At 66.6% G+C, this 18,260-nt stretch carries 20 protein-coding genes; 17 read left to right on the top strand and 3 right to left on the bottom strand.

Going from position 1 to position 18,260, the window contains the following annotated elements; genetic code table 11:
* Both B3446_RS16285 and B3446_RS16280 read left to right on the top strand, forming a co-directional pair.
* The coding region (locus B3446_RS16285) for a methyltransferase domain-containing protein (protein WP_291383371.1) at positions 1–445 on the top strand (445 nt) is incomplete at its 5' end.
* Positions 442–1,173 (top strand): glycosyltransferase, encoded by a 732-nt coding sequence (locus B3446_RS16280; protein ID WP_291383370.1) that lies wholly within the window; start codon positions 442–444, stop codon positions 1,171–1,173. The genes B3446_RS16285 and B3446_RS16280, both read left to right, overlap by 4 nt.
* Here B3446_RS16280 and B3446_RS16275 read toward each other — a convergent pair.
* Positions 1,122–1,646, bottom strand: coding sequence for a CinA family protein (locus B3446_RS16275; protein ID WP_291383368.1), 525 nt, complete (start codon positions 1,644–1,646; stop codon positions 1,122–1,124). The genes B3446_RS16280 and B3446_RS16275 overlap by 52 nt on opposite strands.
* A gap of 553 nt (positions 1,647–2,199) precedes the next feature.
* On the opposite strand from B3446_RS16275, the gene B3446_RS16270 reads away from it, so the two are divergent.
* The 4 genes from B3446_RS16270 (at position 2,200) to B3446_RS16255 (ending at position 5,159) form a co-directional block, all read left to right on the top strand.
* Positions 2,200–3,021: a BON domain-containing protein gene (locus tag B3446_RS16270; RefSeq protein ID WP_291383366.1), complete on the top strand. Its 822-nt coding sequence runs from the start codon at positions 2,200–2,202 to the stop codon at positions 3,019–3,021.
* A 47-nt stretch (positions 3,022–3,068) separates the two neighbouring features.
* Positions 3,069–3,266 carry a hypothetical protein gene (locus tag B3446_RS16265; RefSeq protein ID WP_175125320.1) on the top strand — a complete coding sequence of 66 codons (198 nt, stop codon included), beginning with the start codon at positions 3,069–3,071 and terminating at the stop codon, positions 3,264–3,266.
* Positions 3,267–3,300: 34 nt separating this feature from the next.
* Positions 3,301–3,540, top strand: a complete 240-nt coding sequence (locus B3446_RS16260; protein WP_409558267.1) for a hypothetical protein — start codon at positions 3,301–3,303, stop codon at positions 3,538–3,540.
* Between the two features lie 227 nt (positions 3,541–3,767).
* Positions 3,768–5,159 carry an FAD-binding oxidoreductase gene (locus B3446_RS16255; protein WP_291383363.1) on the top strand — a complete coding sequence of 464 codons (1,392 nt, stop codon included), beginning with the start codon at positions 3,768–3,770 and terminating at the stop codon, positions 5,157–5,159.
* Positions 5,160–5,257: 98 nt separating this feature from the next.
* Here the strand turns inward: B3446_RS16255 and B3446_RS16250 are convergent, their stop codons facing one another.
* Positions 5,258–6,244, bottom strand: a complete 987-nt coding sequence (locus B3446_RS16250; protein WP_291383361.1) for a Bug family tripartite tricarboxylate transporter substrate binding protein — start codon at positions 6,242–6,244, stop codon at positions 5,258–5,260.
* A 77-nt stretch (positions 6,245–6,321) separates the two neighbouring features.
* Positions 6,322–7,551, bottom strand: coding sequence for a CaiB/BaiF CoA transferase family protein (locus B3446_RS16245; protein WP_291383359.1), 1,230 nt, complete (start codon positions 7,549–7,551; stop codon positions 6,322–6,324).
* Between the two features lie 171 nt (positions 7,552–7,722).
* On the opposite strand from B3446_RS16245, the gene B3446_RS16240 reads away from it, so the two are divergent.
* The 11 genes from B3446_RS16240 (at position 7,723) to B3446_RS16190 (ending at position 18,243) form a co-directional block, all read left to right on the top strand.
* Positions 7,723–8,934: an ABC transporter substrate-binding protein gene (locus tag B3446_RS16240; protein WP_291383357.1), complete on the top strand. Its 1,212-nt coding sequence runs from the start codon at positions 7,723–7,725 to the stop codon at positions 8,932–8,934.
* Between the two features lie 27 nt (positions 8,935–8,961).
* Positions 8,962–9,801 carry an FAS1-like dehydratase domain-containing protein gene (locus tag B3446_RS16235; protein WP_291383355.1) on the top strand — a complete coding sequence of 280 codons (840 nt, stop codon included), beginning with the start codon at positions 8,962–8,964 and terminating at the stop codon, positions 9,799–9,801.
* Between the two features lie 45 nt (positions 9,802–9,846).
* Positions 9,847–10,590, top strand: a complete 744-nt coding sequence (locus tag B3446_RS16230) for an SDR family NAD(P)-dependent oxidoreductase (RefSeq protein WP_291383353.1) — start codon at positions 9,847–9,849, stop codon at positions 10,588–10,590.
* Between the two features lie 28 nt (positions 10,591–10,618).
* Positions 10,619–11,557: an NAD(P)-dependent oxidoreductase gene (locus B3446_RS16225; RefSeq protein WP_291383351.1), complete on the top strand. Its 939-nt coding sequence runs from the start codon at positions 10,619–10,621 to the stop codon at positions 11,555–11,557.
* The gene (locus B3446_RS16220) at positions 11,550–12,428 is read left to right on the top strand and encodes a branched-chain amino acid ABC transporter permease (RefSeq protein WP_105239998.1); all 879 of its coding nucleotides are present in this window, start codon (positions 11,550–11,552) and stop codon (positions 12,426–12,428) included. The genes B3446_RS16225 and B3446_RS16220 overlap by 8 nt, the downstream gene beginning before the upstream one ends.
* Positions 12,421–13,416 carry a branched-chain amino acid ABC transporter permease gene (locus tag B3446_RS16215; protein WP_291383349.1) on the top strand — a complete coding sequence of 332 codons (996 nt, stop codon included), beginning with the start codon at positions 12,421–12,423 and terminating at the stop codon, positions 13,414–13,416. The genes B3446_RS16220 and B3446_RS16215 overlap by 8 nt, the downstream gene beginning before the upstream one ends.
* Positions 13,413–14,201 carry an ABC transporter ATP-binding protein gene (locus B3446_RS16210; RefSeq protein WP_291383347.1) on the top strand — a complete coding sequence of 263 codons (789 nt, stop codon included), beginning with the start codon at positions 13,413–13,415 and terminating at the stop codon, positions 14,199–14,201. The genes B3446_RS16215 and B3446_RS16210 overlap by 4 nt, the downstream gene beginning before the upstream one ends.
* Complete coding sequence (locus B3446_RS16205; protein ID WP_291383345.1) at positions 14,194–14,967, top strand: ABC transporter ATP-binding protein; 774 nt, start codon at positions 14,194–14,196, stop codon at positions 14,965–14,967. Before B3446_RS16210 ends, B3446_RS16205 begins: the two co-directional genes overlap by 8 nt.
* 12 nt (positions 14,968–14,979) lie before the next feature.
* Entirely contained in the window at positions 14,980–15,918 is a 939-nt protein-coding gene (locus B3446_RS16200; RefSeq protein ID WP_291383343.1) for an SMP-30/gluconolactonase/LRE family protein, read from the top strand.
* A 33-nt stretch (positions 15,919–15,951) separates the two neighbouring features.
* Positions 15,952–16,944 carry a Bug family tripartite tricarboxylate transporter substrate binding protein gene (locus B3446_RS16195; protein WP_291383341.1) on the top strand — a complete coding sequence of 331 codons (993 nt, stop codon included), beginning with the start codon at positions 15,952–15,954 and terminating at the stop codon, positions 16,942–16,944.
* Positions 16,945–17,040: 96 nt separating this feature from the next.
* Positions 17,041–18,243 (top strand): FAS1-like dehydratase domain-containing protein, encoded by a 1,203-nt coding sequence (locus tag B3446_RS16190; RefSeq protein ID WP_105241631.1) that lies wholly within the window; start codon positions 17,041–17,043, stop codon positions 18,241–18,243.
* Positions 18,244–18,260 lie beyond the last annotated feature (17 nt).

The following is an 18,260-nucleotide window of genomic DNA, read 5'->3' as shown; positions in this document are numbered from 1 at the left end:
GGGCGAGCTGACGCGGTGCCTTGCGCTGCGCTGCGCGCGCGTCTGTGCGGTCGACGCCGCGCCCGCCGCAACCGCGCGTTGCAGCGCCCGTGTGGCCGGCGAAGGCATGGACCATGTCCAGGTTCTGACGCTGGACCTGCCGCGGCAGTGGCCCGAAACGCCGGCCGCTGGCTTTGACCTCATCGTGGTGTCGGAAGTCGCGTACTACCTGGACGGCGCCGCGCTGTGCAGGTTTCTGAGCGCGGTCGATGCATCCCTTGCGCCGGACGGCGAGATCGTTGCCTGCCATTGGCGGCCGGATTTCGATGACCGTCTTCAGAACACGGACGCGCTGCACGCGGCGATCGGCGCGTTGCCCGGCCTGTCGCGCAGCGTGCATCACCTGGAAGACGCGTTCCGCCTGGATGCCTGGCGCAGACACCCCCAATCAGGAAGCCATTCATGATCGGCGTATGCATTCCGGCGCACAACGAGGAGCGCCACATCGAAGACTGCCTGCGAGCCGTCCTGCGCGCATCCCGCCATCCGCGTCTTGGCCGGGAACCCGTGCGTATCGTCGTGGTGCTGGATCACTGCGAGGATGAGACCGCGCGCCGGGCGGCAGGCTGGCCGGTGGAGCTTCTGATGGTCCAGGCGCGCAACGTCGGCATGGCGCGCGCGGCGGGCGCTCAACATCTGCTCAATGCCGGCGCGCGCTGGCTTGCCTTCACCGATGCCGACACCTGTGTGTCGCCCGGATGGCTGGCCGACCAGCTTTCATTGAATGCAGAGGTGGTATGCGGCACCGTATCGGTCACCGGATGGGATGCGCACGGCGAGTTCGCGCAGCGTGCACGCCGGGCGTTCGCCACGCACTACCACGATCGCGACGGTCACCGGCATGTACATGGGGCAAACCTGGGCATCGCAGCGCACACGTACCGGCGCATCGGCGGCTTTGCGGCGCTGACGTGCAGCGAGGACCAGGCCCTGGTCGACAAGCTGGAAGCCGGCGGGGCGCACATCGCATGGTCGTGCCTGCCGCGTGTCAGCACAAGCGCTCGGCCATACTCGCGCGTCGAAGGCGGATTCGCCACCGCACTGCGGATGGGGTGGGAGGCCGAGCCGGAGGGTGCCGGCGCTCAGGCTGATCGGGACGAGGAGGGGCGGGCGCCGTCCAGCCACTGCTTGTGATAGGCGATCAGCTGCGCCAGGGCGTGTTCGGCGCTGGCGCGGCGGATGGCATTGCGATCGCCCTCGAAGCGCGCCGTCTCGGTATAGATCGCCGGCGAGGCGTCGGCCGGTCCCGACTTGAACACCCACGCGTAGCACTGCGTGCCGGCGGGAATCTCCGGGTCGGTATCGTCGGTGACGCCCGTGTTTGAGAGCGCCACATTCGCCGGGCTGTTTCGCGCCGCGCCCAGCGCCATTTCCCGCGCCACGGCTTCACTGGTGAGGTTGTGGCGTTGCAGCGTGCGCGCGGCCACGCCCAGGCATTTCTGCTTGGCCTGTGGCGAGTAGGCGACGAACGCGCAATCCAGCAGCGCGCCCGCGCCCGGTATGTCCGCAAGCGTGGCCGCAATCAGCCCCGCGGTGCAGGACTCGGCCGTCACCAGTTTCAGCGAATGCTCGTGCATGTATGCGGCGACCCGTTCGATGGCATTCATTACGATCCTCCTGCGTGAATGCCGGGGCACAGCAAGCTCCGTGCCGTCCGCCCTCCCGTCATCTTTCTGGCGGTTTGTGCGCAACGGCCACGCCTACCGACCCGCACGGCAAGCGATATTTACCGCCTCCCAGCCACGTTACAGGTTCGCCAGTAGGCAAGGTGCACACATAGATGGGGACGCTGGATGCCTCCTGGGTTCTCCTTGCGATCAAACGCCGTTCTACGCGGCATGTGGAGCGATCGGGGAGTTTTACGATTACGTCGGACAGCCTGGATCCTGAAGCCATATTCATCTCCTGAATGTCGAGTGTCGTGTTGCCGGATGCGGTTGTTTGGCCTTGCAACGGCGTTCTGGCCGCATAACCCTTTCTTAGCATCGCGGCCGCCGTTGGCCTATCGGCCATAAAGCGTGGACCCCGCGCCCAGTTGCGCAAACCGCACCCGGCACAGCACTTGCTGCCAGCACCAAGCGGGCGGGCGAGGGCGCGCGTTTCAACGTTTGAACGCGAGTCCGGCCTGCTTGTTTCGCAACTTGCAACGGGAGAGACGATATGAGCAAAGACCCGAGGAATACGTCGAACTATCGCGGCGACCGGGAACCGTGGCAGGACCCCGCGCCGTCATACGGCTACCAGGGCGAAGGCACGCGACAGGGCGGCACGCGCGAGACCCGGGAACCGGTGCGCAGCCGCAGTGCCGATCCCGGCCAAAGCAGCTATGGCGGGTTTTCGAATGAAGATCCCTCGTTCCAGCGCCAACAGGTCTATGAGGGCCAGGGCCGCGGCCGTGGCGGTGATGATCGCGGCTACGACGCGCAAGGCAACAGATATGGCGATCAGGGCCGCGGAGCCGGTGGCCAGGGACGCTTCCAGAGCGGCCGCGACCGTGCCTACGGCGGCCGGGATCAGGCCTACGACGGTCCCACGTCATTCGGCGATGACGAAGGCGGTTACTACGGCGACCGCCCCGCGTGGCGCGAGGAATCCATGTCGTTCGAAACCGCTGAACGGGGCGGCTATAACCGAGGCCCGACAGCCTGGCGGGATCGCGCATCGCGCCGGACCGATCCCAAGGGCTACATCCGTTCGGACGATCGCATTCGCGAGAACGTATGCGAAGCGCTGGCCCATAGCGGCCTGGACGTGAGCGACGTCTCGGTCGCGGTCCTGGACGGCCATGTCGTGCTGGAGGGCACCGTTCCCAACCGGCGCACCAAACACCACGTCGAGGATTGCACGGTCGAGTGCGCGGGCGTGAACGATGTCGAGAACCGGATCCGCGTGGGGGCTGCAGGAGGCTCGAATCCAGGCGCAAGCAGCTCGGGCGCCGGCAGCACCGGCACCGTCGAAAACGTCGGAACCGGGAAGGAATGACCGGTCCGCGATACGAAACACGATGACCCTGACGAAAGGAGCAGATCATGACCAAACACAAGGACAGCACGCACGAAACGGACGCGCCCGACCGCAGCCAGGACGATACGCCCCGCGAGTCGCAGGCGAGTCACGGCGACACGCAGAACCGCACGAAGAAGGAGGGCCATACCACGCAGATCGGCACTGGTCAGGACCAGCAGAGCCAGCGCAACCGCGGTCAGGGCGCCCGGTCCAAGCCGTGACGCCTTTCAGAAAGTTGAGTGGGAAAGGAAACCCATGACCCTGGACGCGTTGTGGGACTTTCTGCAGTGGCCAGCCATGGCGGCGTCGCTTGCCGCCGCCTGGCTGGTCGCGTCGCGTAGCGTCGGGCGCCGCCACGCGGGCTTCTGGGTATTCCTCGCCAGCAACGTGCTGTGGGTGGCGTGGGGCCTGCACGATGACGCGTGGGCGCTTATTGCACTGCAACTGGGATTGGCCGTCATGAACGTGCGCGGCGTTCTGAAAAACGATTCTTAGGGCTCCTGTCCGCGCGGGCAAAGGCCTATACTTTTCCCCATCACGCACGCTCCGGCGCACGGCACAGGGCGTCTGCCGCCTTCCCCCCGCGCGGCGTTCGCCGGGCACTCATGTGCACAGGGTCATGGCCCCTTTTTCAAGGAGGCAACTCCCATGTCGCGCCCCAGCAGATAGACGGCTTGCTTTAGACGCTGTTTGTAAATGCATCGCCTTCGAGGAGATGTGTGATGAACAAACTGTCCAGCAGCACCTTGGAAGATCTGCGCGCCGCGGTCCGGGGCCAGATCCTGTCCGCCGGCGATGCCGGCTACGACGACGCCCGCAAGATCTGGAACGCCACGGTGGACCGGCGGCCCGCCGTCATTGCGCGATGCGCGGGCCCCGCCGACGTGCGCCGCGCCGTGGATTACGCGCGAGAGAATCAGTTGGTGGTCTCCGTGCGCGGCGGCGGACACAACATCGCGGGCACCGCCGTCTGCGATGACGGCATGATGATCGATCTGTCACCCATGAAATCGGTACGCATCGACCCCGTGCGCGCTCGAGCCTTCGTGGAGCCCGGCGCCACCTTGTCCGACCTTGATCACGAAGCGCAGGCATTCGGCCTGGCCGTGCCCTTGGGCATCAATTCAACGACCGGCGTGGCCGGCTTGACGCTGGGAGGCGGTTTCGGCTGGCTGACGCGCCGGTTCGGCATGACCGTCGACAACCTGGTGTCTGCTGATGTCGTGACGGCAGACGGCCAATTGCTGCACGCCAGCGACTCGGAAAACCCGGATCTGTTCTGGGCGCTTCGCGGCGGCGGCGGTAATTTTGGCGTGGTCACGATGTTCGAGTTTCAGCTTCATCCAGTGGGGCCGGAGGTCTACGGGGGGCTGGTGGTGATACCGCTGGAACAGGCGCGCGACGCGCTGGCGCGATACCGCGATGCGTTGCCGTCCATGCCTCAGGAGCTGACCGTTTGGGCGGTGCTGCGCCAGGCGCCGCCGCTGCCGTTCCTGCCGGCAGCCGTGCGCGGCAAGCCGATCATCGCCTTCGCGTCGTGCTACACGGGCGGCGTGGACAAGGGGCCGGATGTCCTGCAAGTGGTGCGTGGTCTGGGCGAACCCTACGGCGAACACCTTGGGCCGATGCCGTACGCGGCCTGGCAGAAGGCTTTCGATCCATTGCTGACGCCCGGCGCGCGCAACTACTGGAAGTCTCACAACATCGGGGAGCTGGAAGACGGCCTGATCGACGCCGTCGTGTCGGCGGTACAGAACGTGCCGTCGCCGCAATGCGAGATCTTCTTTGGCCACATTGCCGGCGCGGCGATGCAGGTGCCGGTGTCCGCCACCGCGTATCCGCACCGGGCGGCCCAGTTCGCCATGAATGTGCACGGGCGCTGGGACGATCCGAAGGACGATGAACGGTGCATCGCCTGGGCGCGTGACATCTTCAAGGCGACTGAGCCCTGGTCGCAAGGCGGCGTGTATGTGAACTTCCTGACGCAGGACGAAACCGCGCGGGTGGGCGCCGCGTATGGTGAAAACTTCGACCGGCTGGTGCAGGTGAAGACGCGCTACGACCCGCGCAATCTTTTCCGGCATAACCAGAACATCAGACCGGCCGCGCCTTGATTTCGTGGAGCGACGCGGTCAGCCGGGCCGGCGGGATGCAGCATGGGACCGGCCCCGCTGCTTGCGCCGCCAGATCAGGATGCATGCGCGCCTGAGTTTTACTCCAGCTTGATATCCGCCTTGCGCGCAACCTCGCGCCAACGCTGCAGGTCTTCCTGCAGATCGGCGCTGAACTGCGCTGGCGTGTCCAATACCGGTTCCACGCCGCGCGTGACCAGTGCGTGGCGCGCGTCGGGCGCCTGCATGCCGCGTTTGAGGGCTTGATACAGCCGCTCGGCCAGCGCCGGGTCCAGCTTCGCCGGGGCCAGCACGCCGAACCAGGTGGTGGTCTGGAATCCCGACACGCCGGCTTCCTGAACGGTGGGAATGTCGCGGGCGGTGTCCGAGCGCGCGGGGCCCGTGACCGCAAGGGCATGCAACTGGCCGCTCTGGATCAGCGGCAACGAAGATGGCAGGGTGTCGAAGTACGCCTCGACGCGGCCGCCGATGAGGTCGGTGATGACTTGGCTGCTGCCCTTGTAGGGAACGTGCTGGAAGTTCGACACGCCCGACGATTGCACGAAGAGTTCGGCCGCCATGTGCGTGATGTTGCCGATGCCGGCGGAGCCGTAGGGGACCGGCGTACTGCGGCTCTTCGCGTACTGCAGGAATTCGTCCAGATTCCTGGCAGGGAGCTTCGGGTTCACGACCAGCACCAGGGGGGTATAGCCCACCTGCGTGATCGGGGTGAAATCGCGCAGCGGGTCATAGGGCAGCTTGGGCGAGAGCGCCGGACTGATGGACTGGGACGCCGTGACGCCCAGCAGCAGGGTGTAGCCGTCCGGCGCGGCCCGCGCGACTTCGGACGCGGCGATGGTGCCGTTGGCGCCGGCCTTGTTGTCGACGACCACGCTGGTCTTGAGCGCATCGCCCAGGCGCTGCGCGACTTGGCGGGCCACGAAGTCGGCGCCTCCGCCAGGCGGAAAGCCTACGATCAGCCGTATGGGACGGTCGGGATAGTCCGCGGCAATTGCGGGAGCGGCGGCGCACAGCATGCCGGCGATGGTAGCCTTGAACAGGCCCGGCACAATCTTGAGCTTCAGCATTTGCAGTCTCCTCGATTCTTGTCGGGCGGTCTGTCGCGCCCTGTTCAGTCCGGCGTGCAACGCGCTTTATACGCGCCTCACGCCTGCTTGCGTACAGGCGCCCAGGCAAAATCCCCCGGCTGGCCGGCGCAAGCGGCGCCGCTGTCGATCAGCGCGCTGCATTCTTCGCCAGTCAGGCCCGCCGCCATCAGCACGTCCCGCGTGTGTTCGCCCAGGTCCGGCGGCGGCAGGGTCGCCACGCCGTCGTCGGCAGCATGCAGACGCGGAAACTCCGGCACGTTGAAAGCCAAGTCGCGGTACCGGACGTTGCGCAGCTTGCCCGGCTGGCGTGCCTGGTCCGCGTCGAGCACGCGCTCCAGCGGCAGGACTTCCGTGCTGCCCACCCCAGCCATCCGAAGCCGCGCGGTGGCGTCGTCGAACGTATGCGCGCCGATGGCGGTTCGCACGATGTCCTCGACGCGTTCGCGCGCCTTCTTGCGATCCTTCAGCGCTGCCAGCGAGGCGTCCGCCGCCTCCGGCAGCGCCATGGCCTGGCAGAACTTGAGCCAGTGCGCGTCGGTGAGCATCAGCAGGTACATCCAGCGTTCGTCGGAGGTCAGGTAGGCGCCGTAGCCCGGCATGCTGAATTCGCCGTGCGGTTCGCGCTCCGGCCGGCCCAGCAACTGGGTCTTGAGCTGCACGCCGACAAGGTCTCGCGAAGCGACGTGCAGACCTGTCTCGTACAAGCCGACTTCCACGTGGCCGCCTTCCTGCGCGGCTTCGGGTTGCAGCATGCGCGCCAGGATGCCGATGACGGCATAGGCGCCCGCGAACTGGTCGTGGTAGGACGGGCCCAGCCGGCTGGGACGGCCATTGATGCGGTTGGCTTCCATGACGCCCGTCGACGCCTCGGCAACCGGGTTGGAGGCCAGGTCGTCGGCCTGCGGGCCCTCGGCGTAGCCGCGGATGTGGCAATAGATCAGACGGGGATTGATGGCCTGGCATTCGGCCTTGGTGAGTCTCAGCTTGCGAGCCGCCTTGGGCGCCAGGTTGTGCACGAACGCATCGGCGGTTCCCAGCATCCTGAGAAAGGCGGCGTGGCCATCGGGATGCGCCAGATCGAGGCACACGCTCTTCTTGCCGTGGCTGTAGGCAATGAACGTACCGCTGGGGCCGCCCCGAACCAGGCTGCGCGTGGGATCGCCGCGCGCCGGCTCGACCTTGATCACTTCGGCCCCCAGTTGGGCAAGGATATGGGATGCAAACGGGGCGGCCAGCATGGTGCCCAATTCAATGACGCGGCGGCCCGCGAGGGGGGGAGTGTGCATGGTGTCTCCAGGCGTTGGTCTTGAAAGAATGCATTCTATATGTTGAAAGTTTAGCCGGCAGAACCGTTTTCACTAGGGAAAGCCCGTATTTTTCAGTGCAGACAAATATATAGAATGCATTCTTAGTCGCGCAGCAGACGGCGGCACCTAAAGATCCATCAGGAGACAACCGTGCACAGAAGGACATTCCTTTCGGGCTGCGCCGCGGCAGCGTCGATTTCGCTTCCGAGCTGGGCGCGCGCGCAGTCCGCATCGCCCGGCATCGACGCGGCAAGCAAGACGATCACCGTCGGCGCCTTCACCCCCATCACCGGTCCCGTCCCGTTCTATGCGATTCTTTCCCGCGCCGCGGACGCCTGCTTTAAATGGGTCAATGAAACCGACGCGCTGAACAGCTGGAAGATCAAATTCGTCACCTATGACGACGGCTACGAACCCGCACGCAGCGTGGCCGTCACGCGCCGGCTAGTGGAAGAGAACAAGATCTTCGCCCTGGCTGCGCCGGTAGGCACCGCCCAATCGGTGGCGGTGATTCCCTACGCCAAGGAAGTGGGGTTGCCGATGATCGGCCCCATCGGCGGCGCAACGGCGCTGTTTGCCGAACGGCTGGTGTTTCCGCTGTTGCCCGATTACGGCTGGTCCGCGGCGTCCAACCTGGAATATGCCTTCACGGGCCTGAACGCCGGCCGCGTCGCGTTGCTATGGGAGAACGACGAATTGGGCCGGTCCGCCAAGCGCGGCTTCGACATGCTCATGGCCGCCAACAACAAGCAGGCCGCCGAATCAATTCCCTTTGAGGTGCGCAGCACCGACTTCACGCCGCACGTGCGCCGGATCGCCAACGCCAAGGCGGACGTCGTGATCCTGTTCGGGTCGAACGCCAACCTGGCGGCCGCGCTCAAGACTGCCGACCGGCTGGGTTACCAGGGCAAATGGATGGCGCCATTCTTCACCGCCGATCCCACCACGTACAAGCTGGCCGGTCCGCTGCTGGACGGCGCCTATTTCTCGTCGTGGCTGATGCCCGTTGATGCGGACGACGCCAACATCAAGGCCTACCGCGAAACCGTCGCCAAGCTCTACCCGAACGATCCGATCGGCGTCTTCGGCCTGAATGGCTGGAGCAACGCCGCGCTTTTCGCCAAGGGCTTCCAGATGCTGCTGGCCAGCGGCAAGCCCCTGACACGCGCGAATCTGGTGGACGTGATGGAGACCATGACGGACCAGACCGTCGGCGGGGCGCGGCGGGTCACGTTCAAGCCGGGCGACCACCGCGGCGCGCGTCAGGAGGGGATCATCCAGGCCGTGTCCGGAGGCAGCTTCAAACTGGTGAGGGACTTCAAGCCCTATCCGGCCGACGTCTTCGACGCAAAACCGGCCTAGGCCGGCACACACTGAAGGAGTGCCCGCGTGAGCAACGCATTTGACGAATGGATTGGCCGCGAAGAAACGCATACGCTGCGCATCGACGCGGCGGCCGTGCAGGCCATGGCGGCTACGCTGGACCTGGCGCACGCGCCCGGTGCGGGCGAGCCGCTGCCACCCGGCTGGCAATGGCTGTTCTTCAACCCGGCAGCGCGGCGCAGCGGGCTGGGCGCCGACGGCCATCCGCGGCGCGGCGGCTTTCTACCGCCCATTGAACTGCCGCGCCGCATGTGGGCGGGCAGCCGGATCGCATACCCCGCGGACCTGCCGCTTGGATCGGAAGCCACGCGGCGCAGCCGCATCGCCAAGATCGAAAACAAGGTTGGCAAGCGCGGCTCCCTGTGGTTCGTGACGGTGGAACACACGACGCAAAGCGAGGGGACGACGTGCATTGTCGAGGAACAGGACATCGTCTATCGCGAAGCGCCGCCGCCGGGCTCGTCGGCCGCGGCGCCCGTGCGGCACGAGGCTGAGGGACGCTGGGGCCGTGAGGTTCGCCCCGACACGACGCTGCTGTTCCGTTATTCCGCGCTGACCTTCAACGGCCATCGCATCCATTACGACCAGGCATACGCCCGCGATGAAGAGGGCTATCCCGATCTGGTCGTGCATGGCCCCCTCACGGCGACGCTACTGCAGCAGCTTGCGCTGGACCAAGGGGAAGGACGGCAACTGGCCCGCTTTGAGTTTCGCGGTGTCAGCCCGCTGTTCGTATCACGCGCCTTTCGCATCGAAGGTCATATGCAGGAAGACGGAACATTAGCGCTATGGGCGCGCGGACCCGATGGTGAATTGGCGATGTCCGCCACGGCGGCGTTGCGCTGACAAGTGGCGCGGCCACGGATGAATACTGACAGGAGACAGGAGAAGATGGCACAGCATTTGAGCGGTCCCGCGAATCTCGTGGGCCAGGTAGCGTTGATCACGGGCGGCGCGGGCGCCATGGGGCAGGCGATCGCCAAGGCCTTCCGGCAGGCGGGAGCGCGCGTGATTGCCACGGACCGCGTCGACGCGCAGGAGCTTGGGGGCGGCATCGATTACCGCCGTTACGACGTGACGTCCCGCGCCGAGACTGACCAGGTCATCGATGCGGTCCTGGCCGAGTACGGCAAGGTGGACATCCTGGTGCTGTGCGCCGGCATCATCGCGCGTACGCCGCTGGGGGAAAGCACCGACGACGAATGGGATGCGGTGATGTCGGTCAATGTGCGCGGCGTGGTCAATCCGGCGCGCAAGCTGTTCCCGCTGATGTGCAAGCAGGGCTTCGGCAAGATCCTGGCCGCCGGCTCGATCGCCGCCAAGAACGGGGGCGTGGCGTCCGGCCCCGCCTATGTCGCGTCCAAGGCCGCCGTGCACGGCATGATGCGTTGGATCGCCAAGGCAGGCGCCCCGCACGGCGTCTACGCCAACACGTTGGCCCCGGGACCGGTCGAGACCGCCATGTGGGCCAGCGTCACAAGCGGCGGCGCGCCGTCCGCGAACGGCACCGTTCCGCTTGGCCGCTACGGCAATGCCGACGACATTGCGCAGGCGGCGCTGTTTCTTTGCTCGCCCGCGTCGAACTGGATCACGGGCACGTCGCTGGATATCAGCGGCGGCATGTGGATGGATTGACAACGGGCATTGCTGACAGGAGCCAAGCATGACTGCAGATTCCGTACCCGTGATCGGCTTTATCGGCCTGGGCGTGATGGGCGGCCCGATGTGCCGCAACATGGCCGTCAAGCACCCCGGCGAGGTCATTGCCTACGACATGAACCCGCAGGCCCACGCTCTGCTGGAAGGGACCGGCGCGCGCCGTGCGGAATCGATCGCCGAGGTGGCCGGGCGTGCCGACGTGGTCTTCCTGTCCTTGCCCGGCGGACCGCAGGTGGAAGCAGTGTGCCTGGGCGAGGGCGGGTTGGCGGACGGCGCGCGCCGCCCAGCCGTGATCGTCGATCTCAGCACCACCACCGTGGCATCCGCCCGCGCCACCGCCGCCCGGCTTGCGGAGCGCGGCATCGCGTTCGCCGACGCGCCGGTCGCACGCACCCGCGAAGCGGCCCAGCGCGGCGAACTGAGCATCATGGCGGGCGCGGATGAGGCGCTCTACGCACGCATCGAACCGCTGCTGCGCTACATCGGCTCGGACGTGACCCGCTGCGGCGAAGTGGGTTGCGGGCAGGGAGTCAAGCTGATCAACAATGCGCTGGTGTTCGAGAACACGTTGGCGCTGGCCGAGATGATGGTGCTGGGCGAGCGCGCGGGGGTGCAGCCTGCGGTGCTCCTGGATGCGGTGTCCAAGGGATCGGGTGACAGCTTCGTGCTGCGCAATCACGGCCGCAAGGCCATGCTGCCCCGCGAGTTTCCGGAAAAGTCGTTTCCGCCGGAATACGTGCTCAAGGATCTGAGCTATGTGCTGGAACTGGCCGCGCAGACGGGCCTTGCGGCGCGCGTAACCGAACTGGCGCAGCGCTATTACGCGGCGAGCGCTGAAGGCGGATGGAGCGGAAGGTACTTCCCGTCGGTGATTGAACTCATCGACGAGGGTGCTCCGGTGAACGCGGCCCCGCCTGCGCAGCAGGGGCGCGCCCATGGATGACTTCATTGGCCTGATCTGGGCTGGCGTAGTCAGCGGCTGCCTCTACGCCATGGGCGCGATCGGCATTGTGCTGATCTACAAGAGCTCCAACGTCGTGAACTTCGCCCATGGCAATCTGGCGGGCCTGGCCGCGTTCCTGGTGTTCGGGTTCACGGCGGGCATTTTCGCGAACATGGCGTGGGGCGCAGCGGTGGTGTTGACGCTGGTGATCATGGTGGCGGTGATGGCGGTCAGCTACTTCCTGATCGCGCCGCTCGTCTTCAAATCCGACCTGACCAGCACCATCGCGACGCTGGGCGTGGGCCTTGTCGCGCAGGGCGCGACGCAACTCCTGTTCGGTTCCAACGTCGTGTCGCTGGACCTGCCGCTGCCCGCGTGGCGCAGCCAGATCGGGCCGGTCCACGTCACGGCTTATGACCTGGCTGTGCTGGGCGCCACCGGGCTGGCCATTGGCCTGCTTTACCTGCTGATCGAGCGCACCCGCATCGGCATTGCATTCCGAGCCGTGTCTGCCAACCCTTTTGCCAGCCGGGTGTGCGGACTGAATCTACGGCGGGTGCATCTGTTCTCGTGGGTAACCGCAGGCGTGTTGGGGCTGATCGCGTCGCTGCTGATCGTGCCCACCACCTTCCTGTCGTCCACCAGTGTGTCGTCGTTCATGTTGCAGGCGTTCGCCGCGGCGGTCGTGGGCGGCTTCAACAGCCTGCCGGGGGCCGTGCTGGGCGGCATCCTGATCGGCGCCATCATGAACCTGCTGTCCTTCTACGTATCGGCCGAGTTCAACAACACTTATCTGCTGCTCACGATCCTGCTGGTGCTCAACGTGTTCCCGAAGGGCGTGATGGCGATCCGGGGAGGTGCCCGTGTCTAGCGTGATCCTGTCAACCAACCGCCTCGCGGCGGACGCGAAGCCGGCCGCCCCGGCCGCGGCGCCCCGGCGCCTGAGGACCGGCTTGGGCGTGACCGGCGTGCTGGGACTGGCGCTGCTCCCCCTCGTGGCGGGCGGGTACTGGACCTACACCCTCGGCCTGTGTTTTGCCAACGCCATTGCCATCATATCGGTGAGCTTTCTGGTCCGTTACGGCGGTGAGGTGTCTATTGGTCACGGTGTCTTCGTCGCGGCGGGCGCCCATACGGGGGCGCTGATGGAGAAATACCTGGGCGTGTCGCTGCTGGCCAGCCTGCCGGCCGCGGCAGTCGCTGGCGCGATGCTCGGCATCGTCTTCGCCTATCCCTCTCGGTATCTCTCGGGCATCTACCTCGCCGTTGCGACGATGGCGCTGGCCCTGGCGTTGCCCGAGGTGCTGCTGCACTTCTCGTCGGTCACCGGCGGCTACGAAGGCGTGTACGTGAAGCTGGATGCCTTGCCCGGCATCGCCAAGGAGGCGCAGCGCTACTACCTGCCGCTGGCCGGGTTGGTGGCCGTGGCGCTGCTGCTGCGCCACTTCCGCCGTTCGCGGCAGGCCATGGCGCTGCTGCTGATCCGCGCCTCGCCGCACGCGGCCGAATCCTTCGGCGTGCGCAGGAGCTGGGCGCGCCTGTCGTGCATGGCATTGAGCGGCGGCATCGCGGCCATCGCCGGCGCCTTGCTGTCGTTCAGTTCCTCCACGGTGTCGCCCAACAGCTTCACGCTGTGGACATCGATCTTCCTGTTGGTCGGCTCGGTGGTGAGCCTGTATTCGATGTCGATCCTGGGGAGCCTGCTGGGCGGACTGTTCCTGACCCTGATGCCGCTGCTGCTCGCCGGCGCGGGCGACTGGGTGCCCATCCTCTACGGCACGGCGCTGCTGGCGGTGGTGCTCGGCGTCAACGCGCTGCCCGCCACGGTGCGCGCCCGGCTGCACGGAGGCAACCCATGAACGCACACGCCACGCTGGATCGCGATCCGCTGGTGGTGGAAGACCTGTCGCTGGCATTCGGTGGCATTCAGGTCCTGCAGCACATCGGATTGCGCCTGGAGGCCGGGGAGATCACCGGACTGATCGGACCGAACGGCGCCGGCAAGACCAGTTTCTTCAACTGCCTGACCGGGCTGTATTCCCCGCAGCAGGGGAGCATCCGGCTGGGCGCGCGCCGGCTGGAGGGCGTGCCGCCCACCGGCCGCGCCGCGCTGGGGTTCTCACGCAGCTTCCAGCATGTGGCGCTGTGCCCCGAATTGACGGTGGCCGAGAACGTAATGATCGGCCTGGACCGCCAGTCGTCGGCGGGATGGCTGGACGCCTTCCTGCCGCTGCCGCGCGGCCGGGCCGAGCGCGGCCTGAACCGCGACCGCGCGCTGGCCGCGCTGGAAAGGTTGGCCGTGCGGCATGTGGCCGAGGAATACCCTGCTCAACTTCCGCCGGGCGTGCTGCGGCTGGCCGAAATCGCCCGCGCCATTGCGGGTGACCCGCGGGTGTTGCTGCTGGACGAACCCGCGGCCGGCCTGAATTCCGTCGAGACGCATGATCTGTCCAGCGCCTTGAAGCGACTTCGTGCGCCAGGACTGGTGCTGGTCGTCGTCGAACACGACATGGACCTGATCATGGACGTGTGCGACACGATCCACGTGCTGAACGTCGGACGTCTTCTGGCGTCCGGCAGCCCGGAGTCCGTGCGTGGCAACCCCGACGTCGTGCGGGTCTACCTGGGAGATGAAGATGCGTGATGCGGCGACGACGTTGCTGGCGGTGGAAGGGCTGACCGTGCGTTATGGCGCCGGTCCGGTCGTGCACGGCATCGGGCTGTCCGTGGGCGCGGCATCCGTCGTCGCGCTGCTGGGGGCGAACGGGGCGGGCAAGTCCAGCACGTTGCGCGCTATCGCCGGACTGGAGCCCGCGCAGGGGCGGATCAGCCTGGACGGCGACGATGTCAGCGGCCTGTCCGCCGCGCAGCGCTTCCGGCGAGGCATCGTCTATGTGCCGGAAGGACGCGCCATCGTGACGGACCTGACGGTCGGCGAGAACCTCGTCCTGGGTTCGTACTTCGTGGATGCGCGCACGCGAGTCCGGCGCGAACAGATGGTCATGGACTTCTTCCCAGAAATTGCCGGGCGGCGCAACGCGCCAGCGGGCCTGCTCAGCGGCGGCGAGCAGCAGATGCTGGCGATCGGTCGCGGTCTGATGTCCGGGCCGCGCCTATTGCTGCTTGACGAGCCGTCGCTGGGACTGGCGCCCCTGCTGGTCGCCCGCGTGTACGAACGGCTCGCTGCCATTCAGCGCGAGCAGAAGCTGGCTGCGGTGTTGGTGGAGCAAAGCTTTCACGTCGCGGCCAAGCTCGCGGAACGCGCCTGGGTGCTGCGGCACGGGCATATCGTCGGCGAACTGGACGAGCAGGCACTGCGCAGCCGCGAGGGACGGCAACGCGCCATCGACGCCTACCTCGGTGCACGCGCGCAAGCGCAGCCGGACGGGGCAGCGGCCTCTCACGCATAAACGGGGAATACGATGGAACAGGTGAAACTGCAAGGCGAGGTCATTGCAACGGGACTCGAATTTCCCGAAGGCCCCGTCGCGATGCCGGACGGCAGCGTAATGGTGGTTGAAATTGCGGCGGGACGCCTTACGCGCGTCCTTCCCGATGGCGAGCTGCGCAAGGTGGCCGACCTGGGCGGCGGGCCGAACGGCGCCGCGCTGGGCCCCGACGGTCACCTCTATGTGTGCAACAACGGTGGCTTCAGCTGGTGCACTGATGACGGCTTCACGCGTCCGACGGGGCCGGCAGCCGGGTATGCGGGCGGCAGCATCCAGCGCGTGGACCTGTCGACCGGCGCGGTCCAGACGCTCTACACGCACTGCGATGGCGTGCCGCTGCATGGGCCCAACGATATCGTTTTCGATGCCCATGGCGGCTTCTGGTTCACGGACTTCGGCAAGACGTTCGAAGACCGGATTCTGCGCGGCGCGGTGTACTACGCCCGCGCCGATGGCGCCCACATCCGCCGCGCCGCGCATCCGGTGTTGACACCGAACGGCGTGGGCCTGTCGCCGGACGGCTGCGTGCTCTACGTGGCGGAAACCGAAACCAGCCGGCTGTGGTCGTATCCGATCCTGGATGCCGGGGCTGAGCGCGGTGTCCTCGGAACAGAGCCTTGGCCGTCGCCCAACGGCGGCAGGCTGGTGCACGGCCTGCCGGGCTATCAGCGCTTCGATTCGCTGGCCCTGGAGGAGAACGGCAATATCTGCGTGGCGACGCTGGTGCGAGGCGGCATCAGTGTGTTTTCACCCGGTGGCGAGCTGCTGGAGTTTCACGAGGCGCCGGAGGGCTACTGCACCAACATTTGTTTCGGCGGCCCCGACCGCCGCAACGCCTATATCACGTTGTCGGGCCGCGGGCAGTTGTTCGCCGCGCGCTGGCCTCGCGCCGGCCTGGCGCTCAACGGTTGAATCACGATGACATTTCTTCGAAAGGACGCATCGATGAAGCGCGTGACAGACTCTGGCCGCCGTGCGGCCCTGAAGGCGATCCTGGGCGCGGCAGCGCTGTGCGCGCTGCCGCAGGCAGGCGCCGCGCAGGCCTGGCCCGACAAGCCCATCCGCATCATCGTCCCGTACGCAGCGGGACAGGGCGCGGACGTGCTGGCCCGGCTGGTGTTCCAGGAACTGGGCAAGCGCCTGAACCAGCCTGTCGTGATCGAGAACCGCGCCGGCGCCGGCGGCAATATCGGCTCTGCGGCCGCGGCACGCGCGCCCGCCGACGGTTACACGTTCCTGTTCGGCACCAACGCCACCAATGCGGCCAACGAATTTCTCTATGCCAATCCGGGCTACGACGCCGCCGCCGACTTTTCCGGCGTGGCCATGATCGGACTGCTGCCCATGGTGATCTGCACCTCGGACGCGGATCTGCCCGCCAACAGCGTACCCGCGCTGATCGAACGCGCCCGTGCCAAGCCCAACGCGCTCAACGTGGGGTTGCCCAGCACCACCGCGCAAGTGGTGTTCGCGGAATTCGTGAAGTCGGCCCAGGCGCCGCTGTTCGCGGTCAAGTACAAGGCGTCCGGCCAGTCCCTCACCGACACCATGGGCCGCCAGATCCCACTGGCCATCGACACCGTGACCGCCGCAAGGCCGCACCTGGCCAGCGGAAAGCTGCGCGCAGTGGCCATCACGTCGCTCAAGGGCAGCGAGATGCTGCCCGGCGTGCAGTCCGTCGCGGAGCAGGGCGTGCAGGGCTTCGACGTCGTTGCCTGGGATGCCTTGTTCGCGCCCCGGGGCACGCCACCCACGATCGTGCGGGAACTTGGCGAACACATCCGGCAGGTTCTGGAACAGCCGGATATGCGCCGCAAGATGCTCGACATTGGCGTCGAGCCGCTGGTAATGCCGCCCGCGCAACTGGACGCCTTCGTCGAGGACGAACGCAAGAAGTGGGGCGACATCATCAGAGCCGCCGGCATCCGCATTGAATAGCAGTTCAACCCCTGCGCCCCGTGCGCCCCTTTTTTTCGGTTCTTAAAGAATGCATTCTGCATTCCAACGTCGAGGAGCATTAAAGTGAGCAACGTCATGAGCCTTCCCCAAGCCGATGTCGGAAACGCGCCCGCCGAGGGCCGCATTACGGACGAGGCAGTCACCGCCGCCCGCGCCATGATCGGCCTGCATCTGCGGCCCGAAGGGCCTTACCTGCAGGACGCAACGGCGGACACCCTGCGCAATTGGTGCAACGGCATCGGCGACCTGAATCCGCTGTATCGCGATCCCGGCTACGCCTCGGGCACGCGCTACGGCACGCTGCTCGGCCATCCGATGTTTCCCATGGCATTCGGCTGGCTGGGCCGCACGCGCTGGGGCTTGCCGGGCGTGCACGGGTTCTATGCGGGCAACGACTGGGAACTCTTTCGCCACGTACGCCCCGGCGACCGCATCACCGCGATCGAGCGCGTGGTAGGCGTGGAAGAAAAGGAGAGCAAGTTTTCTGGCCGCCTGGTGCTGCAGTACGTGGAGGCCAGCTACTACAACCAGCGCGGCGAATTGGTCGCCCGCGCCTTGGGCACGTGCACGCGCCATGAACGCAAGGCCGCGCGCGAAACCGGCAAATACAAAGAAATCGTGCAGCACGAATACACGGACGAAGAACGCGATCGCATTGACATGATGGTGCTGGACGAGCCCAAGAACATCCGCGGCGCCAATGTGCGTTATTGGGAGGATGTGCAGGAGGGCGAGGAGTTGCCGACGATCGCACGCGGTCCGCTGTCGCTGATGGACACGATGGGATTTCTGGTCGGTTGCGGCCGCGGTCACACACATGGCGTCGTGCTCCAGGCCGCGGTCAAGCACCCGGGCCACTTTTTCCGCAATCCGGAGGCGGGTGGCGGCGTCGAGTACACCGGCATCGGCCATCACCGGGAATCGGTGGCCAAGGAGGTCGGCGTGCCGGGCACCTACGACTACGGCCCCCAGCGCTCGTCCTGGATGTGCTCGCTGGTCACGAACTGGATGGGCGACGCCGGCGTGATCAAGCGCGTGCGCACCGAGATGCGGCGCTTCAACATCATGGGCGACACGACGTTCTGCAAGGGCAAGGTGGTGCGCAAATACGTCAAGGACAAGACCGGCCTCGTCGACATCGAATTGGCGGCCGAAAACCAGCGGGGCGAGCTGACCACACCGGGAATCGCCACGGTGGCCTTGCCGTCGCGCGACGTCCGGCTGCCGGCCTTCCTGGACGGCTCGGGTGTCGACCTCGAACTGCCCGTGACGCGCTGATCGGCCCGCGGCCGCAA

The organism is Achromobacter sp. UBA5777, assembly GCF_002418565.1.
GTDB classification, from domain to species: Bacteria; Pseudomonadota; Gammaproteobacteria; order Burkholderiales; family Burkholderiaceae_B; genus Achromobacter; species Achromobacter animicus.
The sequence above is the reverse complement of the archived record's forward strand: the minus strand, read 5'-3'. Positions and strand labels throughout refer to the sequence as shown.

What these genes read in the sequence shown, in the direction of transcription:
- B3446_RS16280 (WP_291383370.1), top strand. Translation starts at nt 442, where the DNA reads ATGATCGGCGTATGCATTCCGGCGCACAACGAGGAGCGCCACATCGAA.
- B3446_RS16275 (WP_291383368.1), bottom strand. Translation starts at nt 1,646, where the DNA reads ATGAATGCCATCGAACGGGTCGCCGCATACATGCACGAGCATTCGCTG.
- B3446_RS16270 (WP_291383366.1), top strand. Translation starts at nt 2,200, where the DNA reads ATGAGCAAAGACCCGAGGAATACGTCGAACTATCGCGGCGACCGGGAA.
- B3446_RS16265 (WP_175125320.1), top strand. Translation starts at nt 3,069, where the DNA reads ATGACCAAACACAAGGACAGCACGCACGAAACGGACGCGCCCGACCGC.
- B3446_RS16260 (WP_409558267.1), top strand. Translation starts at nt 3,301, where the DNA reads ATGACCCTGGACGCGTTGTGGGACTTTCTGCAGTGGCCAGCCATGGCG.
- B3446_RS16255 (WP_291383363.1), top strand. Translation starts at nt 3,768, where the DNA reads ATGAACAAACTGTCCAGCAGCACCTTGGAAGATCTGCGCGCCGCGGTC.
- B3446_RS16250 (WP_291383361.1), bottom strand. Translation starts at nt 6,244, where the DNA reads ATGCTGAAGCTCAAGATTGTGCCGGGCCTGTTCAAGGCTACCATCGCC.
- B3446_RS16245 (WP_291383359.1), bottom strand. Translation starts at nt 7,551, where the DNA reads ATGCACACTCCCCCCCTCGCGGGCCGCCGCGTCATTGAATTGGGCACC.
- B3446_RS16230 (WP_291383353.1), top strand. Translation starts at nt 9,847, where the DNA reads ATGGCACAGCATTTGAGCGGTCCCGCGAATCTCGTGGGCCAGGTAGCG.
- B3446_RS16225 (WP_291383351.1), top strand. Translation starts at nt 10,619, where the DNA reads ATGACTGCAGATTCCGTACCCGTGATCGGCTTTATCGGCCTGGGCGTG.
- B3446_RS16220 (WP_105239998.1), top strand. Translation starts at nt 11,550, where the DNA reads ATGGATGACTTCATTGGCCTGATCTGGGCTGGCGTAGTCAGCGGCTGC.
- B3446_RS16210 (WP_291383347.1), top strand. Translation starts at nt 13,413, where the DNA reads ATGAACGCACACGCCACGCTGGATCGCGATCCGCTGGTGGTGGAAGAC.
- B3446_RS16205 (WP_291383345.1), top strand. Translation starts at nt 14,194, where the DNA reads ATGCGTGATGCGGCGACGACGTTGCTGGCGGTGGAAGGGCTGACCGTG.
- B3446_RS16200 (WP_291383343.1), top strand. Translation starts at nt 14,980, where the DNA reads ATGGAACAGGTGAAACTGCAAGGCGAGGTCATTGCAACGGGACTCGAA.
- B3446_RS16195 (WP_291383341.1), top strand. Translation starts at nt 15,952, where the DNA reads ATGAAGCGCGTGACAGACTCTGGCCGCCGTGCGGCCCTGAAGGCGATC.
- B3446_RS16190 (WP_105241631.1), top strand. Translation starts at nt 17,041, where the DNA reads ATGAGCCTTCCCCAAGCCGATGTCGGAAACGCGCCCGCCGAGGGCCGC.